This is a genomic window from Pseudomonas sp. HR96 (assembly GCF_034059295.1).
Classification (GTDB): Bacteria; Pseudomonadota; Gammaproteobacteria; order Pseudomonadales; family Pseudomonadaceae; genus Aquipseudomonas.
This window is the reverse complement of sequence record NZ_CP139141.1, coordinates 2361117-2380065: the sequence shown is the minus strand read 5'-3', so window position 1 is coordinate 2380065 and position 18949 is coordinate 2361117. Positions and strand designations below refer to the sequence as shown.

Here is an 18949-nt window from a genome sequence, read left to right as displayed (position 1 = left end):
ATTAGTTTATATAACGACAACCCCTCGGAGCAAACCAATGAAAATAACAGCACCGCTGGCCGCCCTGTTCGCTGCCCTCGCCCTCAACACCGCCTGGGCGGACGAAGTGCAAGTGGCCGTGGCGGCCAATTTCAGCGCGCCCGTGCAAGCCATCGCCACCCAGTTCGAGAAGGATACCGGGCACAAGTTGGTCGCCTCGTTCGGCGCCACCGGCCAGTTCTATACGCAGATCAAGAATGGGGCGCCTTTCGAAGTGTTCCTCGCGGCCGACGACAGCACGCCGAAGAAGCTTGAAGACGAGGGCGATACCGTCAAGGGTTCGCGTTTCACCTACGCGGTCGGCACCCTGGCGCTGTGGTCGGCCAAGGAAGGTTATGTCGACGACAAGGGCGCGGTACTGGCCAAGAACCAATACCAGCATCTATCCATCGCCAACCCCAAGGCCGCGCCCTACGGCCTGGCCGCCACTCAGGTACTGGACAAGCTCAAGCTGAGCGACACGGTCAAACCGAAGATCGTCGAGGGCCAGAATATTACCCAGGCCTATCAGTTCGTCTCCAGCGGCAACGCCGAACTGGGCTTCGTCGCCCTCTCGCAGATCTACAAGGACGGCAAGCTGACCAGTGGTTCGGCCTGGATCGTGCCGGCCAACCTGCATGACGCCATCCGCCAGGATGCGGTCGTGCTCACCAAGGGCAAGGACAACGCTGCCGCCAAGGCGCTGATGGAATACCTCAAGGGTCCGAAGGCCGTGGCGATCATCAAGTCGTTCGGCTACGAAATCTGATGCCGCTGACGGCGAGCGACCTGTCGGCCATCTGGCTGACCGTCAAGCTGGCAACGCTCACCACCGCCATCCTCCTGGTGATCGGCACGCCGATCGCCTGGTGGCTGGCGCGCAGCCGTTCCTGGCTGCGCGGGCCGATCGGCGCGGTGGTGGCGCTGCCGCTGGTGCTGCCGCCTACGGTGATCGGCTTCTATCTATTGTTGCTGCTCGGCCCCAACGGGCCCATCGGCCATCTGACTGACGCATTGGGCCTGGGGCGGATCACCTTCAGCTTCTTCGGCCTGGTGGTCGGCTCGGTCATCTACTCGATGCCGTTCGTGGTGCAGCCGCTGCAGAATGCCTTCAGCACCATCGGCGACCGCCCGCTGGAAGTGGCCGCCACCCTGCGCGCCTCGCCGTGGGACTGCTTCTTCAGCGTGGTGGTGCCGCTGGCCCGCCCAGGCTTCATCACCGCCGCCATTCTTGGCTTCGCGCATACGGTAGGCGAGTTCGGCGTGGTGTTGATGATCGGCGGCAATATTCCCGACAAGACTCGCGTGGTTTCGGTGCAGATCTACGACCATGTCGAGGCCATGGAATACCTGCAGGCCCACTGGCTGGCTGGCGCCATGCTGGTGTTCTCCTTTGTCGTGCTGCTGGCGCTGCACACCAGCCGCAGCAGTCGCTCAGCCTGGAGTTGACCCGTGCCAGACGCCATCAAGGCCCGCCTGCAACTCAAGTACCCGGGTTTTTCCCTGGACCTGGACCTGCGCCTGCCCGGACGCGGCGTCAGCGCCCTGTTCGGCCCGTCGGGTTCGGGCAAGACCACCGTGTTGCGCTGCCTGGCCGGGCTGGTCAAGGCGCCCCAGGCCTACGTGCAAATCAACGGCGAGGTCTGGCAGGACTCCCAGGCTGGGGTGTTCGTGCCGCCGCACAAGCGCCCTATCGGCTATGTGTTTCAGGAAGCCAGCCTGTTCGCCCACCTCTCGGTGCGAAAGAATCTGGAATATGGCTGGCAGCGCATCAGTACCGCCGAGCGCCGCGTACAGCTGCAAAGCGCCTGCGAACTACTGGGCATCAGCGCCCTGCTCGACCGTCAGCCGCTGCACCTGTCGGGTGGCGAGCGTCAGCGGGTCGGCATCGCCCGCGCCCTGCTGACCAGCCCCCGCCTGCTGCTGATGGACGAACCGCTGGCCGCCCTAGACAGCCAGCGCAAGGCCGAAATCCTGCCATACCTTGAGCGGCTGCACGACGAACTGGATATCCCTGTCGTCTACGTCAGTCATTCCCATGACGAGGTAGCGCGGCTGGCCGATCACCTGGCGCTGATCGAGGGCGGCAAACTGCTGGCCTGCGGCCCGGTAGGCGAGACCTTCGCGCGCCTCGACCTGCCGATCGCCTTGCATGATGACGCCGGCGTGGTGGTCGAAGGCCGGGTGTGCAGCTACGACAGCCAATACCAACTGCTCAGCCTCAAGCTGCCCAACAGCAGCCTGCAGGTCAAGGTCGCCCATGCGGCCCTGCCGATGGCCGCCCGCCTGCGCTTCAAGGTGCGCGCCCGCGACATCAGCCTGAGCCTGACCGGCGATGCTGCCAGCAGCATCCTCAACCGCCTGCCGGTGACCATCACGGCGCTGACGCCAACCGATAACGCCGCACATGTCATGGTCGGCCTGGACGCCGCCGGCACGCCGCTGCTGGCGCGCATCACGCGTTACTCCTCGGACACCCTGGAATTGAAACCGGGCAAGGTGCTGTGGGCACAGATCAAGTCGGTGGCCGTGCTGGCTTGATGCCGCTGGCTTGAAGGAGCGGTCCTGCCATACTGTCCCCACACCCCCTGTGGAGATAACGGACATGCTGCGCCCCTTGCTCGCCATCTGGTTGTTGGCCCTCTGCCTGCCGGCGCTCGCCGCAACCCAGGTCATCCCCCTGAACTACCGCACCGCCGACGACATGCTGCCGATCGCGCGCAACTTCATCGGCCACGACGGCAACGTCAGCGCCTACGGCAACCAGCTGATCGTCAATGCCGACCCGGCGCGCATCAGCGACCTGACCACCCTGCTCGGCCAGCTCGACAAGCCCGCGCGGCGCCTGCTGATCAGTGTCGACACCAGCGACTCCAACGACCAGAACGGCGCTGGCTACAGCGTCAATGGCAGCAATGGCCAGACGCGGATCATCCAGTACGGCACCGCCAACCGCAGCGGCGGTGTCCAGCAGGTGCAGGCCACCGAAGGCTCGCCGGCGCTGATCCAGGTCGGGCAGAGCATACCGCTGACCACCAGCCAGACCGACAGTTACGGCTACCAGCAGAATTCCACGCAGTACCGCAACGTCACCCAGGGCTTCTATGTCACCGCCAGCGTTACCGGTGAGATCGTCCACCTGAGCATCAGCACCAATAATGACCGAGTCAACGCGAATCGTCAGGATGTAGTGGACGTTCAAAGCACCGACACAAATGTCAGCGGCAAGCTCGGCGAGTGGATAACCCTGGCGGGCGTCAACGAGCAAAGCCAGGCCAATCGCAACGGTCAAACCCGTCAATATTCCACGCAGGGCAGGAACGACATGACTTTGCGGGTCAAGGTCGATGCTGTCGACTGAAGCTGCGAGTGACTGCCCGGTGCTGACTCCAGCCTCCGAAATTGACTGTTCAGTCGCGTTTTCACTCATTATGTAGTGGTCTGTTTTTTTCACTACATTTTCGTTGACGCCCTCCAAACGGCTAGGCATGATGGCCTCGCTCCCGCCGATCAGTGGCGCGAAACAACTTCTCACCACGCATGAGATAGTTGTTTCAACCCACTGATAAGTAGGGATTTCCTGGATATGAAATCATAGCGACGAGGCTGATCTCCATGGCACAGACACGCGAACAACAAATTGCTGCTATTGAAAAGGACTGGGCCGAGAATCCTCGCTGGAAAGGCGTAACCCGTACGTATTCGGCCGCTGACGTGGTGCGCCTGCGCGGCTCGGTACAACCGGAACATACGTTCGCCAGGCAAGGCGCAGAAAAACTCTGGAACCTGGTCACTCAAGGCGCCAAGCCGTCGTTCCGTCCCGACAAGGATTTCGTCAACTGCATGGGCGCCCTGACCGGCGGCCAGGCCGTGCAACAGGTCAAGGCCGGTATCCAGGCCATCTACCTGTCCGGTTGGCAGGTGGCTGCCGACAACAACTCGGCCGAGAGCATGTACCCCGACCAGTCGTTGTACCCGGTGGACTCGGTGCCGACCGTGGTCAAGCGCATCAACAACTCGTTCCGCCGCGCCGACCAGATCCAGTGGAAAGCCGGCAAGAACCCGGGCGACGAAGGCTACATCGACTACTTCGCGCCAATCGTGGCCGACGCCGAAGCAGGCTTTGGTGGCGTACTCAACGCCTACGAACTGATGAAGAGCATGATCGAAGCGGGCGCGGCGGGTGTGCACTTCGAGGACCAGCTCGCCTCGGTGAAGAAATGCGGCCACATGGGTGGCAAGGTGCTGGTGCCCACCCAGGAAGCGGTACAGAAGCTGGTGGCCGCGCGCCTGGCGGCCGACGTTGCCGGCGTGCCGACCATTATCCTGGCCCGCACCGACGCCAACGCCGCCGACCTGCTGACGTCCGACTGCGACCCGTACGACCAGCCGTTCGTAACCGGCAGCCGTACCCCAGAGGGCTTCTATAAAGTACGCGCCGGCCTCGACCAGGCCATTGCTCGCGGCCTGGCCTATGCGCCCTATGCCGACCTGATCTGGTGTGAAACCGCCAAGCCGGACCTGGACGAAGCTCGTCGCTTCGCCGAAGCCATCAAGCGCGAGTACCCGGACCAGCTGCTGTCGTACAACTGCTCGCCTTCCTTCAACTGGAAGAAGAATCTGGACGACGCGACCATCGCCAAATTCCAGCGCGAGCTGTCGGCCATGGGCTACAAGCACCAGTTCATTACCCTGGCCGGCATCCACAACATGTGGCACAGCATGTTCAACCTGGCCCATGACTACGCACGCAACGACATGACCGCGTACGTCAAGCTGCAGGAGCAGGAGTTCGCCGATGCCGCCAAGGGCTACACCTTCGTCGCGCACCAGCAGGAGGTGGGCACTGGCTACTTCGACGACATGACCACGGTGATTCAGGGCGGCGCTTCGTCGGTGACAGCGCTGACCGGCTCGACCGAGGAAGAGCAGTTTCATTGATGAAATGGCTGTGACGTTGTGAAAAAGCCGCCTTCGGGCGGCTTTTTCGTGGGTTGCATATTCGCTGACGGGCCATTCGCCAGCATCGCCGGCCCCTGCACACCTGCCAGCAGCACCCGAACCTTGATCCAGATCACCCTCTAATTAGAACGGCTGCGCTAAAAGGTCCGGCGCACTAAGCTCAACTCCAATCAAATGCGATTACTTATCATTTACTTTAACAGCGGTCGTTACGCTGTCGCAGAAACATAATTAACAATTTGCCCGGTAATCCCCACAAACCGTGGCGTTGAGCTACATTGAAGGTCGCTATGTACGTAATGCTACGAATTAATTTGCTTAGGGAAATTTACTTGCTGTCGCTTTACCCATAAAATCAGCGCGATAGCAGCACTGCGACATATCGTCACTGCGACACCACATTCAAGCACAGCGGGCCAGAGCCCTCTGTTAAGGATTCGAGAGCATGCCCGATTCGACTGGAATGATCGCCCACAACTGGGGCTTCGCCATTTTCCTGCTGGGTGTCATCGGTTTGTGCGCCTTCATGCTGGGGCTCTCGAGCCTGCTGGGCAGCAAGGCCTTCGGCCGCAGCAAGAACGAACCTTTCGAATCCGGGATGCTGCCGGTCGGCAGCGCCCGGCTGCGCCTTTCGGCAAAATTCTATCTGGTCGCGATGCTCTTCGTGATCTTCGATATCGAAGCCCTCTTCCTGTTCGCCTGGTCGGTGTCGGTACGCGAAAGCGGCTGGGCCGGCTTTGTCGAAGCACTCGTTTTCATAGCAATTCTGTTGGCAGGACTTGTCTACCTTTGGCGGGTGGGGGCTCTCGACTGGGCGCCCGAAGGTCGCCGCAAGCGGCAAGCGATGCTGAAACAATGAGGCTTTGGCAATGCAATACAATCTCACCAGGATCGACCCGGATGCGCCTAACGAGCAGTATCCAATCGGCAAGCGGGAAACTGTTTCCGACCCCCTAGAAGATCAGGTTCACAAGAACATCTTCATGGGCAAGCTCGAGGACGTGCTCAGTGGCGCGGTCAACTGGGGACGTAAGAACTCCCTGTGGCCGTACAACTTCGGCCTGTCCTGCTGCTACGTGGAAATGACCACGGCCTTCACCGCACCCCACGACATTGCCCGCTTCGGCGCCGAAGTGATCCGGGCGTCGCCGCGCCAGGCCGACTTCATGGTCATCGCCGGCACCTGCTTCATCAAGATGGCGCCGATCATCCAGCGCCTCTATGAGCAGATGCTCGAGCCCAAGTGGGTCATCTCGATGGGCTCGTGCGCCAACTCCGGAGGCATGTACGACATCTACTCGGTGGTACAGGGCGTGGACAAGTTCCTGCCTGTGGACGTCTACGTGCCGGGCTGCCCGCCTCGCCCCGAAGCGTTCCTGCAAGGCTTGATGCTGCTGCAGGAATCCATCGGCAAAGAGCGGCGACCGCTGTCCTGGGTCGTGGGCGATCAAGGCGTTTACCGCGCCGAGATGCCTTCGCAAAAGGAACAACGTCGCGAACAGCGTATTGCTGTGACCAACCTGCGCAGCCCCGACGAAGTCTGATCCTGCCCCGGTTTTGCCACGCCAGGTTTCACAAGAACCTGGCTGGGCCAGACCAGACGCTGGATGCATTCTCAACGTTGACCGATAGCGACCCAGATCATGACAAAAGCGGACACCGCGCTGTATATCCCGCCCTACAAGGCTGACGACCAGGATGTGGTCGTCGAATTGCACAACCACTTCGGCCCCGAGACCTTCAGCGCCCAGGAAACCCGCACCGGCATGCCGGTGCTCTGGGTTGCCCGGGCCAAACTGGTTGAAGTCCTGACCTTCCTGCGCAACTCGGCCAAGCCGTACAGCATGCTGTACGACCTGCACGCCGTGGACGAGCGCCTGCGCACCCATCGCCGCGCCGTACCGGCCGCCAGCGACTTCACCGTGTTCTACCACCTGCTTTCGGTGGAACGTAACAGCGATGTGATGCTCAAGGTCGCGCTCAACGAAGGCGACCTCAATCTGCCCACCGTGACCGGCATCTGGCCCAACGCCAACTGGTACGAGCGAGAAGTCTGGGACATGTTCGGCATCGACTTCGCCGGCCACCCGCATCTGTCGCGCATCATGATGCCGCCGACCTGGGAAGGCCACCCGCTGCGCAAGGACTACCCGGCGCGGGCCACCGAATTCGACCCGTTCAGCCTGACCCTGGCCAAGCAGCAGCTCGAGGAAGAGGCTGCACGCTTCAAGCCGGAAGACTGGGGCATGAAGCGCTCGGGCAGCAACGAGGACTACATGTTCCTCAACCTGGGCCCCAACCACCCTTCGGCGCATGGTGCATTTCGCATCATCCTGCAGCTGGACGGTGAAGAGATCGTCGACTGCGTGCCGGACATCGGTTACCACCACCGTGGTGCCGAGAAAATGGCCGAGCGCCAGTCGTGGCACAGTTTCATCCCCTACACCGATCGCATCGACTACCTCGGCGGGGTGATGAACAACCTGCCCTACGTGCTCGCAGTCGAGAAGCTGGCCGGCATCAAGGTGCCACAGAAGGTCGACACCATCCGCATCATGATGGCCGAGTTCTTCCGTATCACCAGCCACCTCTTGTTCCTGGGCACCTACATCCAGGACGTTGGCGCCATGACCCCGGTGTTCTTCACCTTCACCGACCGCCAGAAGGCCTACACGGTGATTGAAGCCATCACCGGTTTCCGCCTGCACCCGGCCTGGTATCGCATCGGCGGCGTCGCCCACGACCTGCCGCGCGGCTGGGACAAGCTGGTCAAGGACTTCGTCGAATGGCTGCCCAAGCGCCTCGACGAATACACCAAGGCCGCCCTGCAGAACAGCATCCTCAAGGGTCGCACCATCGGCGTCGCCGCCTACAACACCAAGGAGGCCCTGGAATGGGGCGTCACCGGTGCCGGCCTGCGTTCCACCGGCTGCGACTTCGACCTGCGCAAGGCCCGCCCGTACTCGGGTTACGAGAACTTCGAGTTCGAAGTACCGCTGGCCCATAACGGCGACGCCTACGATCGTTGCATGGTGCGCGTCGAGGAAATGCGCCAGAGCATCAAGATCATCGACCAGTGCATGCGCAACATGCCCGAAGGCCCGTACAAGGCGGACCATCCGCTGACTACGCCGCCGCCCAAGGAGCGCACGCTGCAGCACATCGAGACTTTGATCACGCACTTCCTGCAGGTTTCGTGGGGCCCGGTGATGCCGGCCAATGAATCCTTCCAGATGATCGAAGCGACCAAGGGCATCAACAGTTATTACCTGACGAGCGACGGCGGCACCATGAGCTACCGTACCCGGATCCGCACTCCAAGCTACCCGCATCTGCAACAGATCCCTTCGGTGATCAAAGGCAGCATGGTCGCGGACTTGATCGCGTACCTGGGTAGTATCGACTTCGTTATGGCCGACGTGGACCGTTAAGCATGAACAGCACGCTTATCCAGACTGACCGTTTCGCCCTCAGCGAAACCGAGCGCTCGGCCATCGAGCACGAGCTGCACCACTACGAGGACCCACGCGCGGCGTCCATCGAAGCCCTGAAAATCGTCCAGAAGGAACGCGGCTGGGTACCGGATGGCGCCATCTATGCCATCGGCGAGCTGATCGGCATTCCTGCCAGCGACGTCGAAGGCGTGGCCACCTTCTACAGCCAGATCTTCCGCCAACCGGTCGGTCGGCACATCATCCGGGTGTGCAACAGCATGGTCTGCTTCATTGCCGGCCACGAGTCGGTGGTCAGCGAAATCAAGAACACGCTCGGCATCAGCCCTGGCGAAACCACCGCAGACGGCCGTTTCACCCTGCTGCCGGTGTGCTGCCTGGGCAACTGCGACAAGGCCCCGGCCGTGATGGTCGACGACGATACATTCGGTGACGTGCAGCCTGAAGGCGTTGCCCAGATGCTGGAGGCTTACCCATGACCCTCACCTCGTTCGGCCCTGCCAACCGCATCGCCCGTACCCCCGAGACCCACCCGCTGACCTGGCGCCTGCGCGACGACGGCGAGCCGGTGTGGCTCGACGAATACCAGACCAAGGACGGCTATGCCGCCGCCCGCAAGGCGTTCGCCCAATCGGCGCCGGACGACATCGTGCAGATGGTCAAGGACTCCGGCCTCAAGGGTCGTGGCGGTGCGGGCTTCCCGACCGGCGTGAAGTGGGGCCTGATGCCCAAGGACGAGTCCTTGAACATCCGCTACCTGCTGTGCAACGCCGACGAAATGGAGCCCAACACCTGGAAGGACCGCATGCTGATGGAGCAACTGCCCCATCTGCTGATCGAAGGCATGCTGATCAGCGCCCGCGCGTTGAAAGCCTACCGTGGCTACATCTTCCTGCGCGGCGAATACGTCACCGCGGCCAAACACCTCAATCGCGCCGTGGCCGAAGCCAAGGCGGCGGGGCTGCTGGGCAAGAATATCCTGGGCACGGGCTTCGATTTCGAGCTGTTCGTGCACACCGGTGCCGGTCGCTACATCTGCGGTGAAGAAACCGCGCTGATCAACTCGCTGGAAGGTCGCCGCGCCAACCCGCGCTCCAAGCCGCCCTTCCCTGCTGCGGTCGGCGTGTGGGGCAAGCCGACCTGCGTGAACAACGTCGAGACGCTGTGCAACGTGCCGGCGATCATCGGCAATGGCAACGACTGGTACAAATCCCTCGCCCGCGAAGGCAGCGAAGACCACGGCACCAAGCTGATGGGCTTCTCCGGCAAGGTCAAGAACCCTGGCCTGTGGGAGCTGCCGTTCGGCTTGCCGGCCCGCGAGCTGTTCGAAGACTACGCCGGTGGCATGCGCGACGGCTTCAAGCTCAAGGCCTGGCAGCCTGGCGGTGCCGGTACCGGTTTCCTGCTGCCCGAGCACCTCGATTGCCAGTTCTATGCCGGCGGCGTGGCCAAGGTCGGGACCCGCATGGGCACCGGCCTGGCCATGGCGGTGGACGACAAGGTCAACATGGTCTCGCTGCTGCGCAACATGGAAGAGTTCTTTGCCCAGGAATCCTGCGGCTTCTGCACCCCGTGCCGCGACGGTTTGCCGTGGAGCGTGAAGATCCTCCGTGCACTGGAAACCGGTCAGGGGCGTCAGGGCGATATCGAGACCCTGCTCGGCCTGGTCGGCTTCCTCGGCCCCGGCAAGACCTTCTGCGCGCACGCACCGGGCGCCGTGGAGCCCTTGGGCAGCGCAATCAAATATTTCCGCTCGGAGTTCGAGGCCGGCATCGCGCCGACGCCCCCGGGCAGCCTGACCCAGGTGGTCAGCCCGACCATGGTCGGCGCATAAGACAGCAAGGGTTCGGCGTACAACGCCGAGCCTCGGCCCGCGATGCCGCCCACGTGAGTGCAGGCAGGCGCCGGGCCCATAACAAGATTTCCATTAGCCACGCCCGCCCACCAAGCGGGCCAACGAAGACCTTTGAACCATGGCCACTATCCACGTAGACGGCAAAGCGCTCGAAGTCGATGGCGCAGACAACCTGTTACAGGCCTGTCTGTCGCTGGGCCTCGACATCCCCTACTTCTGCTGGCACCCCGCGCTCGGTAGCGTCGGTGCCTGCCGCCAGTGCGCGGTCAAGCAGTACACCGACGAGAACGACAAGCGCGGCCGCATCGTCATGTCCTGCATGACCCCGGCCAGCGACGGCAGCTGGATCTCCATCGACGACGAGGAAGCGAAAGTGTTTCGCGCCAGCGTCGTCGAATGGCTGATGACCAACCACCCGCACGACTGCCCGGTGTGCGAGGAAGGCGGCCACTGCCACCTGCAGGACATGACGGTGATGACCGGCCACAACGAGCGCCGTTATCGCTTCACCAAGCGCACCCACCAGAACCAGGACCTCGGCCCTTTCGTTGCCCACGAGATGAACCGTTGCATCGCCTGCTACCGCTGCGTGCGCTTCTATAAGGATTACGCCGGCGGCACCGACCTGGGCGTCTACGGCGCCCACGACAACGTGTACTTCGGCCGGGTCGAAGACGGCGCGCTGGAAAGCGAATTCTCCGGCAACCTTACCGAGGTCTGCCCGACCGGTGTGTTCACCGACAAGACCCACTCCGAGCGCTACAACCGCAAGTGGGACATGCAGTTCGCCCCGAGCATCTGTCATGGCTGCTCCAGTGGCTGCAACATCAGCCCTGGCGAGCGCTACGGCGAGCTGCGGCGCATCGAGAACCGCTTCAACGGCTCGGTCAACCAGTACTTCCTCTGCGACCGCGGCCGTTTCGGCTACGGCTACGTCAACCGCAAGGACCGCCCACGTCAGCCGCTGCTGCGCCAGGGCAACCTCAAGCTGGGCCTCGATGCGGCGCTGGACAAGGCCGCCGAACTGCTGCGCGGACGCAACATCGTCGGCATCGGTTCGCCGCGTGCCAGCCTCGAGAGCAACTATGCATTGCGCGAGCTGGTCGGTGCCGAGCATTTCTATTCGGGTATCGAGGCCGGTGAGCTGGAGCGTATTCGCCTGGTCCTGCAGGTGCTCAACGACAGCCCGCTGCCGGTGCCCAACCTGCGTGACATCGAGCACCACGACGCGGTCTTCGTGCTCGGCGAAGACCTGACCCAGACCGCCGCGCGCATGGCCCTGAGCCTGCGCCAGTCGGTCAAGGGCAAGGCCGAAGCCATGGCCGACGCCATGCGCGTGCAACCCTGGCTCGATGCTGCGGTGAAGAACATCGGTCAGCACGAGATGTACCCGCTGTTCATCGCCAGCCTGACCGATACCCGCCTGGACGACGTCGCCGAGGAGTGTGTGCACGCCGCCCCCGACGACCTCGCCCGCCTGGGCTTTGCCGTGGCCCACGCCATCGACGCCAGCGCCCCGGCCGTTGTCGGCCTGGACAGCGACGCGGTGGACCTGGCGCAACGCATCGCCGACGCCCTGCTCGCGGCCAAGCGTCCGCTGATCGTCAGCGGCACTTCGCTGGGCTCCAAGGCGCTGATCGAAGCCGCCGCCAACATCGCCAAGGCCCTGGCCCTGCGCGAGAAGGCCGGCTCCCTGAGCCTGGTGGTCCCGGAAGCCAACAGCCTGGGCCTGGCCATGCTCGGCGGCGACTCGGCCGACGCGGCCTTGCAGGCCGTCATCGACGGCCGTGCCGATGCGCTGGTGGTGCTGGAGAACGACCTCTACACCCGCCTCGACGCCACCAAGGTCGACGCTGCATTCAACGCCGCCAAAGTGCTGATCGTCGCCGACCACCAAAGCACCCGCACCGTGGACAAAGCCCACCTGGTGTTGCCGGCTGCCAGCTTCGCCGAAGGCGACGGCACCCTGGTCAGCGCCGAGGGCCGTGCCCAGCGCTTCTTCCAGGTGTTCGACCCAACCTACCTGGATGCCAGCATCCTGGTCCACGAAGGCTGGCGCTGGCTGCATGCCCTGCGCGCCACCCTGTTGAACAAGCCGGTGGACTGGACCCAGCTGGACCACGTCACCGCCGCCGTCGCCGGCAGCCAGCCGCAACTGGCGCGCATCGTCGACGCCGCACCGTCCGCCGCGTTCCGCATCAAGGGCCTCAAACTTGCCCGCGAGCCGCTGCGCTACAGCGGTCGCACGGCCATGCGCGCCAACATCAGCGTGCACGAGCCGCGCACCTCGCAAGACATCGACACCGCGTTCTCCTTCTCCATGGAAGGCTACTCGGGCTCCGCCGAGCCGCGCCAGCAGGTGCCGTTCGCCTGGTCGCCGGGCTGGAACTCGCCGCAAGCCTGGAACAAGTTTCAGGACGAAGTCGGTGGTCACCTGCGTGCTGGCGACCCGGGCACCCGCCTGATCGAAAGCAGCGGCGACAAGCTGGGCTGGTTCAGCGCTGTCCCCAGTGCGTTCGCCCCGGCCCGCGGCACCTGGCAGGCGGTGCCGTTCTACCACCTGTTCGGTTCCGAGGAAAACTCCTCGCGCGCCGCGCCAGTCCAGGAACGCATCCCAGCCGCCTACGTGGCCTTGGCCAAGTCCGAGGCCGATCGCCTGGGCGTCAATGACGGCGCACTGCTCAGCCTGACGGTCAACGGCCAGGCGCTGCGCCTGCCGCTGCGCGTCGACGAGGAACTGGGCGCCGGCCTGGTCGGCCTGCCTGCGGGCCTGGCCGGTATTCCGCCGGTGTTCGCCGGCGCAAGCGTCGAAGGCCTGCAGGAGGCAGCACAATGAGCTGGTTTACCCCCGAGGTGATCGATTCGATCATCGCCGCGCTCAAGGCCATCGTCATCCTGCTCGCCGTAGTGGTCTGCGGTGCGCTGCTCAGCTTCGTCGAGCGCCGGCTGCTGGGCTGGTGGCAGGACCGTTACGGGCCGAACCGCGTGGGCCCGTTCGGCATGTTCCAGATTGCCGCCGACATGCTGAAGATGTTCTTCAAGGAAGACTGGAACCCACCCTTCGTCGACAAGGTGATCTTCACCCTGGCGCCGGTGGTGGCCATGTCGGCCCTGCTGATCGCCTTCTCGATCATCCCGGTCACCCAGACCTGGGGCGTTGCCGACCTCAACATCGGCCTGCTGTTCTTCTTCGCGATGGCGGGTCTCTCGGTGTATGCGGTGCTGTTCGCCGGCTGGTCGAGCAACAACAAGTACGCCCTGCTCGGCAGCCTGCGCGCTTCGGCGCAGACCGTGTCGTACGAGGTGTTCATGGGCCTGGCGCTGATGGGCATCGTGGTCCAGGCCGGCTCGTTCAACATGCGCGACATCGTCGAGTACCAGGCGCAGAACCTGTGGTTCATCATTCCGCAGTTCTTCGGCTTCTGTACTTTCTTCGTCGCTGGCGTGGCCGTGACTCACCGCCACCCGTTCGACCAGCCGGAAGCGGAACAGGAACTGGCCGACGGTTATCACATCGAGTATGCGGGCATGAAATGGGGGATGTTCTTCGTCGGTGAATACATCGGCATCATCCTCATCTCGGCCCTGCTGGTGACGCTGTTCTTCGGTGGCTGGCACGGTCCGTTCAACATCCTGCCGCAACTGTCGTTCATGTGGTTCGTGCTGAAAACCGCGTTCTTCATCATGCTGTTCATCCTGCTGCGCGCTTCCATCCCGCGCCCGCGCTATGACCAGGTGATGGACTTCAGCTGGAAGTTCTGCCTGCCGCTGACCCTGCTCAATTTGCTGGTGACCGCTGCGATCGTGTTGCTCAACACGCCAGCTGTTGCGGCCCAGTGAGGATTTGACCCATGTTCAAATATATTGGCGACATCGTTAAGGGTACGGGTACCCAGTTGCGCAGCCTGATCATGGTCTTCGGCCATGGCTTCCGCAAACGCGACACTCTGCAATACCCCGAAGAAGCGGTCTACCTGCCGCCGCGCTATCGCGGACGTATCGTCCTGACCCGCGACCCCGACGGCGAAGAACGCTGCGTGGCCTGCAACCTGTGCGCCGTGGCCTGTCCGGTCGGCTGCATCTCGCTGCAGAAGGCCGAGACCGAGGACGGTCGCTGGTACCCGGACTTCTTCCGCATCAACTTTTCACGCTGCATCTTCTGCGGCCTCTGCGAGGAAGCCTGCCCGACCACGGCGATCCAGCTGACTCCGGATTTCGAGATGGCCGAGTTCAAGCGTCAGGACCTGGTGTACGAGAAGGAAGATCTGCTGATCTCCGGCCCCGGCAAGAACCCTGACTATAACTTCTATCGAGTCGCCGGCATGGCGGTTGCGGGCAAGCCCAAGGGCGCTGCGCAGAACGAAGCCGAACCGATCAACGTGAAGAGCTTGCTGCCTTAAGGAAGAAAGATGGAATTCGCTTTCTATTTCGCATCCGGAGTCGCTGTCGTGTCCACCTTCAGGGTGATCACCAACACCAACCCCGTGCATGCCCTGCTTTACCTGATCATCTCGTTGATTGCCGTGGCCATGACCTTCTTCTCTCTCGGCGCACCGTTTGCCGGGGTACTGGAAGTCATCGCCTACGCCGGCGCCATCATGGTGCTGTTCGTCTTCGTGGTCATGATGCTCAACCTCGGCCCCGCCTCGGTGCAGCAGGAACGAACCTGGCTCAAGCCGGGTATCTGGGCCGGCCCGGTGTTCCTGGCCGGCATGCTGCTGTTCGAACTGCTGTACGTGCTGTTCAGCATGGACGGCAATGTGCCGATCGGGCAGACCACGGTCAGCGCCAAGGTCGTCGGCGTCAGCCTGTTCGGGCCGTACCTGCTGGTGGTGGAACTGGCGTCGATGCTGTTGCTCGCCGCCGCCGTCACGGCCTTCCATCTTGGCCGCAACGAGGCGAAGGAGTAATTCTATGCCCGCTATCCCTCTCGAGCACGGCCTGGCAGTTGCCGGCATCCTGTTCTGCCTCGGCCTGACCGGCCTGATGGTGCGCCGTAACATTCTCTTCGTATTGATGAGCCTGGAAATCATGATGAACGCCTCGGCTCTGGCGTTCATCGTGGCGGGGGCCCGCTGGGGCCAACCGGATGGACAGATCATGTTCATCCTGGTCATCAGCCTGGCAGCTGCCGAGGCCAGTATCGGCCTGGCGATCCTGCTGCAGCTGTACCGCCGCTTCCACACGCTTGATATCGACGCTGCCAGTGAGATGCGCGGATGAACCTGATCTTTCTGACTTTCGTATTTCCTCTGCTCGGCTTCCTGCTGCTGTCGTTTTCTCGCGGGCGCTTCTCGGAAAACCTTTCGGCGCTGATCGGCGTCGGAGCCATCGGCCTGTCGGCGCTGTTCGCCGCCATCGCCATCTACCAGTTCAACGTGTCCCCGCCCCCGGGCGGTGTCTACACCCAGTTGCTATGGCGCTGGATGTCGGTGGATGGCTTCGAACCGAATTTCACCCTGTACCTGGACGGCCTGGCGGTGACCATGCTGGGCGTGGTCACCGGCGTGGGCTTCCTGATCCACCTGTTCGCCTCCTGGTACATGCGCGGTGAAGAGGGTTACTCGCGATTCTTCTCCTACACCAACCTGTTCATCGCCAGCATGCTGTTCCTGGTGCTGGCCGACAACCTGCTGTTCCTCTACCTGGGTTGGGAAGGCGTGGGCCTGTGCAGCTACCTGTTGATCGGTTTCTACTACCACGATCGCAACAACGGCAACGCCGCGCTCAAGGCCTTCATCGTGACCCGCATCGGCGACGTGTTCATGGCCATCGGCCTGTTCATCCTGTTCCAGCAGCTCGGTACGCTGAACATCCAGGAGTTGATGGTGCGCGCGCCGCAGCACTTCCAGGCGGGTGAGTTCTGGATCGTCATGGCCACCCTGATGCTGCTCGGCGGCGCGGTCGGTAAATCCGCCCAGCTACCGCTGCAGACCTGGCTGGCCGACGCCATGGCCGGTCCGACCCCGGTGTCGGCACTGATCCACGCCGCGACCATGGTCACCGCCGGCGTCTACCTGATCGCCCGTACCCACGGCCTGTTCCTGCTGGCGCCGGACGTGCTGCACCTGGTCGGCATTGTCGGTGCGGTCACCCTGGTACTGGCTGGCTTCGCCGCGCTGGTGCAGACCGACATCAAGCGCATCCTCGCCTACTCGACCATGAGCCAGATCGGCTACATGTTCCTCGCCCTGGGCGTTGGCGCCTGGGACGGGGCGATCTTCCACCTGATGACCCACGCCTTCTTCAAGGCTCTGCTATTCCTGGCGTCCGGTGCGGTGATCCTCGGCTGCCACCACGAGCAGAACATCTTCAAGATGGGCGGCCTGTGGAAGAAGCTGCCACTGGCCTACGCCAGCTTCCTGGTCGGTGGCGCCGCCCTGTCGGCCCTGCCATTGATCACCGTGGGTTTCTACTCCAAGGACGAGATCCTCTGGGAGGCGTTCGCCAGCGGCCACAGCTACCTGCTGTACGCCGGCCTGTTCGGCGCGTTCATGACCTCGATCTACACCTTCCGCCTGATCTTCATCACCTTCCATGGTGAGGCGCATACCGACGCCCACGCCGGCCACGGGGTTTCCCATTGGCTGCCGTTGGGCGTGCTGATCGTGCTGTCGACCTTCATCGGTGCGTGGATTCACCCACCGTTGGCCGGCGTGCTGCCGCAAAGCGCCGGGCACGCCGGTGGCGAAGCCAAGCACAGCCTGGAGATCACCTCGGGCGCCATTGCCCTGGCCGGTATCCTGCTGGCCGCGCTGCTGTTCCTCGGCAAGCGCAAGGTCGCCACGGCCATCGCCCAGAGCGGGCCGGGCCGTCTGCTCTCGGCCTGGTGGTACGCCGCCTGGGGCTTCGACTGGATCTACGACAAGTTGCTGGTCAAGCCGTACCTGGCAATCAGCCACATCCTGCGTCGCGACCCGCTGGACCGCACCATCGGCTTGATCCCGCGCCTGGCCAAGGCCGGCAACGGCGCCATGAGCCGCACCGAGACCGGTCAGCTGCGCTGGTACGCGATCTCCATGGCCGCCGGCGCGGTGCTGGTGCTCGGCGCCATTCTGGTGACCGTATGAACATGAACACTGCGCGTGCGCAACGTCCTGCGACTCTTGAAAAGGAAATGAGCCTGTCATGATTTTGCCCTGGCTGATCCTGATCCCCTTTATCGGTGGCCTCCTGTGCTGGCTGGCGGAGCGCTCCAGCGCCACCCTGCCGCGCTGGATCGCGCTGCTGACCATGTCCCTGGAGCTGGCCCTGGGCCTGTGGCTCTGGGCCCACGGTGACTACCACCTCGCCCCTTCGCCCGGCGCCGATCACGTCTGGGCGGTGGAATTCAAGGTCAACTGGATCGAGCGCTTCGGCATCAGCGTGCATTTGGCGCTGGACGGCCTGTCGCTGCTGATGATCCTGCTCACCGGCCTGCTCGGGATGCTCTCGGTGCTGTGCTCGTGGAAAGAGATCCAGGCCCACGTCGGCTTCTTCCACCTCAACCTGATGTGGATTCTCGGCGGCGTGGTCGGTGTGTTCCTGGCACTCGACCTGTTCCTGTTCTTCTTCTTCTGGGAAATGATGCTGGTGCCGATGTACTTCCTCATCGCGCTCTGGGGTCACAGCTCGGCCGATGGCAAGAAGACCCGGATCTACGCAGCCACCAAGTTCTTCATCTTCACCCAGGCCAGCGGCCTGATCATGCTGGTGGCGATCCTTGGCCTGGTACTGGTCAACTACAACGCCACCGGGCACATCACCTTCAACTACAGCGAGCTGCTCAAGACCAAGCTGGCACCGCACACCGAATACATCCTGATGCTGGGCTTCTTCATTGCCTTCGCGGTCAAGCTGCCAGTGGTGCCCTTGCACTCCTGGCTGCCGGACGCGCACGCCCAGGCGCCGACCGCAGGTTCGGTGGACCTGGCCGGTATCCTGCTGAAAACCGCCGCCTACGGCCTGCTGCGCTTTGCCCTGCCGTTGTTCCCGAATGCCTCGGCGGAGTTCGCGCCGATCGCCATGACCCTCGGCCTGATCGGCATCTTCTACGGCGCCTTCCTGGCGTTCGCGCAGACCGACATCAAGCGCCTGATCGCCTACTCCAGCGTCTCGCACATGGGCTTCGTGCTGATCGGCATCTACTCCGGCAGCCAGCAGGCGCTGCAGGGCGCGGTGATCCAGATGCTCGCCCACGGTCTTTCGGCGGCAGCACTGTTCATCCTCAGCGGCCAGCTGTACGAACGCCTGCACACCCGCGACATGCGTGAAATGGGCGGCATCTGGTCACGCATCGCCTACCTGCCGGCCATCAGCCTGTTTTTCGCGGCGGCCTCGCTGGGCCTGCCGGGCACCGGCAACTTCGTCGGCGAGTTCCTGATCCTGCTGGGCGCCTTCGTACATTCGCCAATCGTCATCACCATCGCCACTTTTGGCCTGGTGGTCGGTTCGGTGTATTCGTTGATCATGATCCACCGGGCCTACTTCGGGCCGGCCAAGTCCGACACGGTACTGGCCGGCATGGACGGCCGCGAACTGACCATGGTGCTGGGCCTTGCCGGCCTGCTGGTGCTGCTGGGTCTGTACCCGCAGCCGTTCCTGGACACCAGCGCGGCCACCATGCACGGTGTCAGCCAGTGGCTCGGCACCGCCTTCACTCAACTCGCTTCGGCCCGGTAAG

17 protein-coding genes are annotated in these 18949 nt (G+C 63.2%); all 17 read left to right on the top strand.

Annotated elements, in window-relative coordinates:
- Positions 1-37: 37 nt before the first annotated feature.
- The 17 genes from modA (at position 38) to nuoM (ending at position 18948) form a co-directional block, all read left to right on the top strand.
- Positions 38-787: a molybdate ABC transporter substrate-binding protein gene (gene modA / locus SFA35_RS11020; RefSeq protein WP_320578179.1), complete on the top strand. Its 750-nt coding sequence runs from the start codon at positions 38-40 to the stop codon at positions 785-787.
- Positions 787-1467, top strand: a complete 681-nt coding sequence (gene modB / locus SFA35_RS11015; protein ID WP_320578176.1) for a molybdate ABC transporter permease subunit — start codon at positions 787-789, stop codon at positions 1465-1467. Before modA ends, modB begins: the two co-directional genes overlap by 1 nt.
- 3 nt (positions 1468-1470) lie before the next feature.
- Positions 1471-2559, top strand: coding sequence for a molybdenum ABC transporter ATP-binding protein (gene modC, locus SFA35_RS11010; protein WP_320578174.1), 1089 nt, complete (start codon positions 1471-1473; stop codon positions 2557-2559).
- A gap of 64 nt (positions 2560-2623) precedes the next feature.
- Positions 2624-3379 (top strand): secretin N-terminal domain-containing protein, encoded by a 756-nt coding sequence (locus tag SFA35_RS11005; RefSeq protein WP_320578172.1) that lies wholly within the window; start codon positions 2624-2626, stop codon positions 3377-3379.
- Between the two features lie 254 nt (positions 3380-3633).
- Positions 3634-4959, top strand: coding sequence for an isocitrate lyase (aceA, locus tag SFA35_RS11000; protein WP_320578170.1), 1326 nt, complete (start codon positions 3634-3636; stop codon positions 4957-4959).
- Positions 4960-5425: 466 nt separating this feature from the next.
- Positions 5426-5839, top strand: coding sequence for an NADH-quinone oxidoreductase subunit A (locus SFA35_RS10995; protein WP_320578168.1), 414 nt, complete (start codon positions 5426-5428; stop codon positions 5837-5839).
- 10 nt (positions 5840-5849) lie between these two features.
- Positions 5850-6524 carry an NADH-quinone oxidoreductase subunit B gene (locus SFA35_RS10990; protein ID WP_320578166.1) on the top strand — a complete coding sequence of 225 codons (675 nt, stop codon included), beginning with the start codon at positions 5850-5852 and terminating at the stop codon, positions 6522-6524.
- 99 nt (positions 6525-6623) lie between these two features.
- On the top strand, positions 6624-8411 hold the full coding sequence (gene nuoC / locus SFA35_RS10985) for an NADH-quinone oxidoreductase subunit C/D (RefSeq protein WP_320578165.1): 1788 nt from the start codon (positions 6624-6626) through the stop codon (positions 8409-8411).
- A 2-nt stretch (positions 8412-8413) separates the two neighbouring features.
- Positions 8414-8911: an NADH-quinone oxidoreductase subunit NuoE gene (gene nuoE / locus SFA35_RS10980; RefSeq protein WP_320578164.1), complete on the top strand. Its 498-nt coding sequence runs from the start codon at positions 8414-8416 to the stop codon at positions 8909-8911.
- Entirely contained in the window at positions 8908-10266 is a 1359-nt protein-coding gene (gene nuoF, locus SFA35_RS10975) for an NADH-quinone oxidoreductase subunit NuoF (RefSeq protein ID WP_320578162.1), read from the top strand. The genes nuoE and nuoF overlap by 4 nt, the downstream gene beginning before the upstream one ends.
- A gap of 139 nt (positions 10267-10405) precedes the next feature.
- Positions 10406-13123 (top strand): NADH-quinone oxidoreductase subunit NuoG, encoded by a 2718-nt coding sequence (nuoG, locus tag SFA35_RS10970; protein WP_320578160.1) that lies wholly within the window; start codon positions 10406-10408, stop codon positions 13121-13123.
- Positions 13120-14127 carry an NADH-quinone oxidoreductase subunit NuoH gene (gene nuoH / locus SFA35_RS10965; RefSeq protein ID WP_320578158.1) on the top strand — a complete coding sequence of 336 codons (1008 nt, stop codon included), beginning with the start codon at positions 13120-13122 and terminating at the stop codon, positions 14125-14127. The genes nuoG and nuoH overlap by 4 nt, the downstream gene beginning before the upstream one ends.
- A gap of 11 nt (positions 14128-14138) precedes the next feature.
- Complete coding sequence (gene nuoI, locus SFA35_RS10960) at positions 14139-14687, top strand: NADH-quinone oxidoreductase subunit NuoI (protein WP_213878675.1); 549 nt, start codon at positions 14139-14141, stop codon at positions 14685-14687.
- 9 nt (positions 14688-14696) lie between these two features.
- Positions 14697-15197 (top strand): NADH-quinone oxidoreductase subunit J, encoded by a 501-nt coding sequence (nuoJ, locus tag SFA35_RS10955; RefSeq protein WP_320578155.1) that lies wholly within the window; start codon positions 14697-14699, stop codon positions 15195-15197.
- 4 nt (positions 15198-15201) lie between these two features.
- Entirely contained in the window at positions 15202-15510 is a 309-nt protein-coding gene (gene nuoK, locus SFA35_RS10950; protein WP_320578153.1) for an NADH-quinone oxidoreductase subunit NuoK, read from the top strand.
- A complete protein-coding gene (gene nuoL, locus SFA35_RS10945) occupies positions 15507-17357 on the top strand; it encodes an NADH-quinone oxidoreductase subunit L (RefSeq protein ID WP_320578151.1) in 1851 nt (616 codons plus the stop codon). The genes nuoK and nuoL overlap by 4 nt, the downstream gene beginning before the upstream one ends.
- A gap of 58 nt (positions 17358-17415) precedes the next feature.
- Complete coding sequence (gene nuoM, locus SFA35_RS10940) at positions 17416-18948, top strand: NADH-quinone oxidoreductase subunit M (RefSeq protein WP_320578150.1); 1533 nt, start codon at positions 17416-17418, stop codon at positions 18946-18948.
- Position 18949 lies beyond the last annotated feature (1 nt).

Excerpts from the sequence above, each read along its gene's own strand:
- modA (WP_320578179.1), top strand. The coding sequence starts at position 38 with ATGAAAATAACAGCACCGCTGGCCGCCCTGTTCGCTGCCCTCGCCCTC.
- modB (WP_320578176.1), top strand. The coding sequence starts at position 787 with ATGCCGCTGACGGCGAGCGACCTGTCGGCCATCTGGCTGACCGTCAAG.
- SFA35_RS11005 (WP_320578172.1), top strand. The coding sequence starts at position 2,624 with ATGCTGCGCCCCTTGCTCGCCATCTGGTTGTTGGCCCTCTGCCTGCCG.
- aceA (WP_320578170.1), top strand. The coding sequence starts at position 3,634 with ATGGCACAGACACGCGAACAACAAATTGCTGCTATTGAAAAGGACTGG.
- SFA35_RS10995 (WP_320578168.1), top strand. The coding sequence starts at position 5,426 with ATGCCCGATTCGACTGGAATGATCGCCCACAACTGGGGCTTCGCCATT.
- SFA35_RS10990 (WP_320578166.1), top strand. The coding sequence starts at position 5,850 with ATGCAATACAATCTCACCAGGATCGACCCGGATGCGCCTAACGAGCAG.
- nuoC (WP_320578165.1), top strand. The coding sequence starts at position 6,624 with ATGACAAAAGCGGACACCGCGCTGTATATCCCGCCCTACAAGGCTGAC.
- nuoE (WP_320578164.1), top strand. The coding sequence starts at position 8,414 with ATGAACAGCACGCTTATCCAGACTGACCGTTTCGCCCTCAGCGAAACC.
- nuoF (WP_320578162.1), top strand. The coding sequence starts at position 8,908 with ATGACCCTCACCTCGTTCGGCCCTGCCAACCGCATCGCCCGTACCCCC.
- nuoG (WP_320578160.1), top strand. The coding sequence starts at position 10,406 with ATGGCCACTATCCACGTAGACGGCAAAGCGCTCGAAGTCGATGGCGCA.
- nuoH (WP_320578158.1), top strand. The coding sequence starts at position 13,120 with ATGAGCTGGTTTACCCCCGAGGTGATCGATTCGATCATCGCCGCGCTC.
- nuoI (WP_213878675.1), top strand. The coding sequence starts at position 14,139 with ATGTTCAAATATATTGGCGACATCGTTAAGGGTACGGGTACCCAGTTG.
- nuoJ (WP_320578155.1), top strand. The coding sequence starts at position 14,697 with ATGGAATTCGCTTTCTATTTCGCATCCGGAGTCGCTGTCGTGTCCACC.
- nuoK (WP_320578153.1), top strand. The coding sequence starts at position 15,202 with ATGCCCGCTATCCCTCTCGAGCACGGCCTGGCAGTTGCCGGCATCCTG.
- nuoL (WP_320578151.1), top strand. The coding sequence starts at position 15,507 with ATGAACCTGATCTTTCTGACTTTCGTATTTCCTCTGCTCGGCTTCCTG.
- nuoM (WP_320578150.1), top strand. The coding sequence starts at position 17,416 with ATGATTTTGCCCTGGCTGATCCTGATCCCCTTTATCGGTGGCCTCCTG.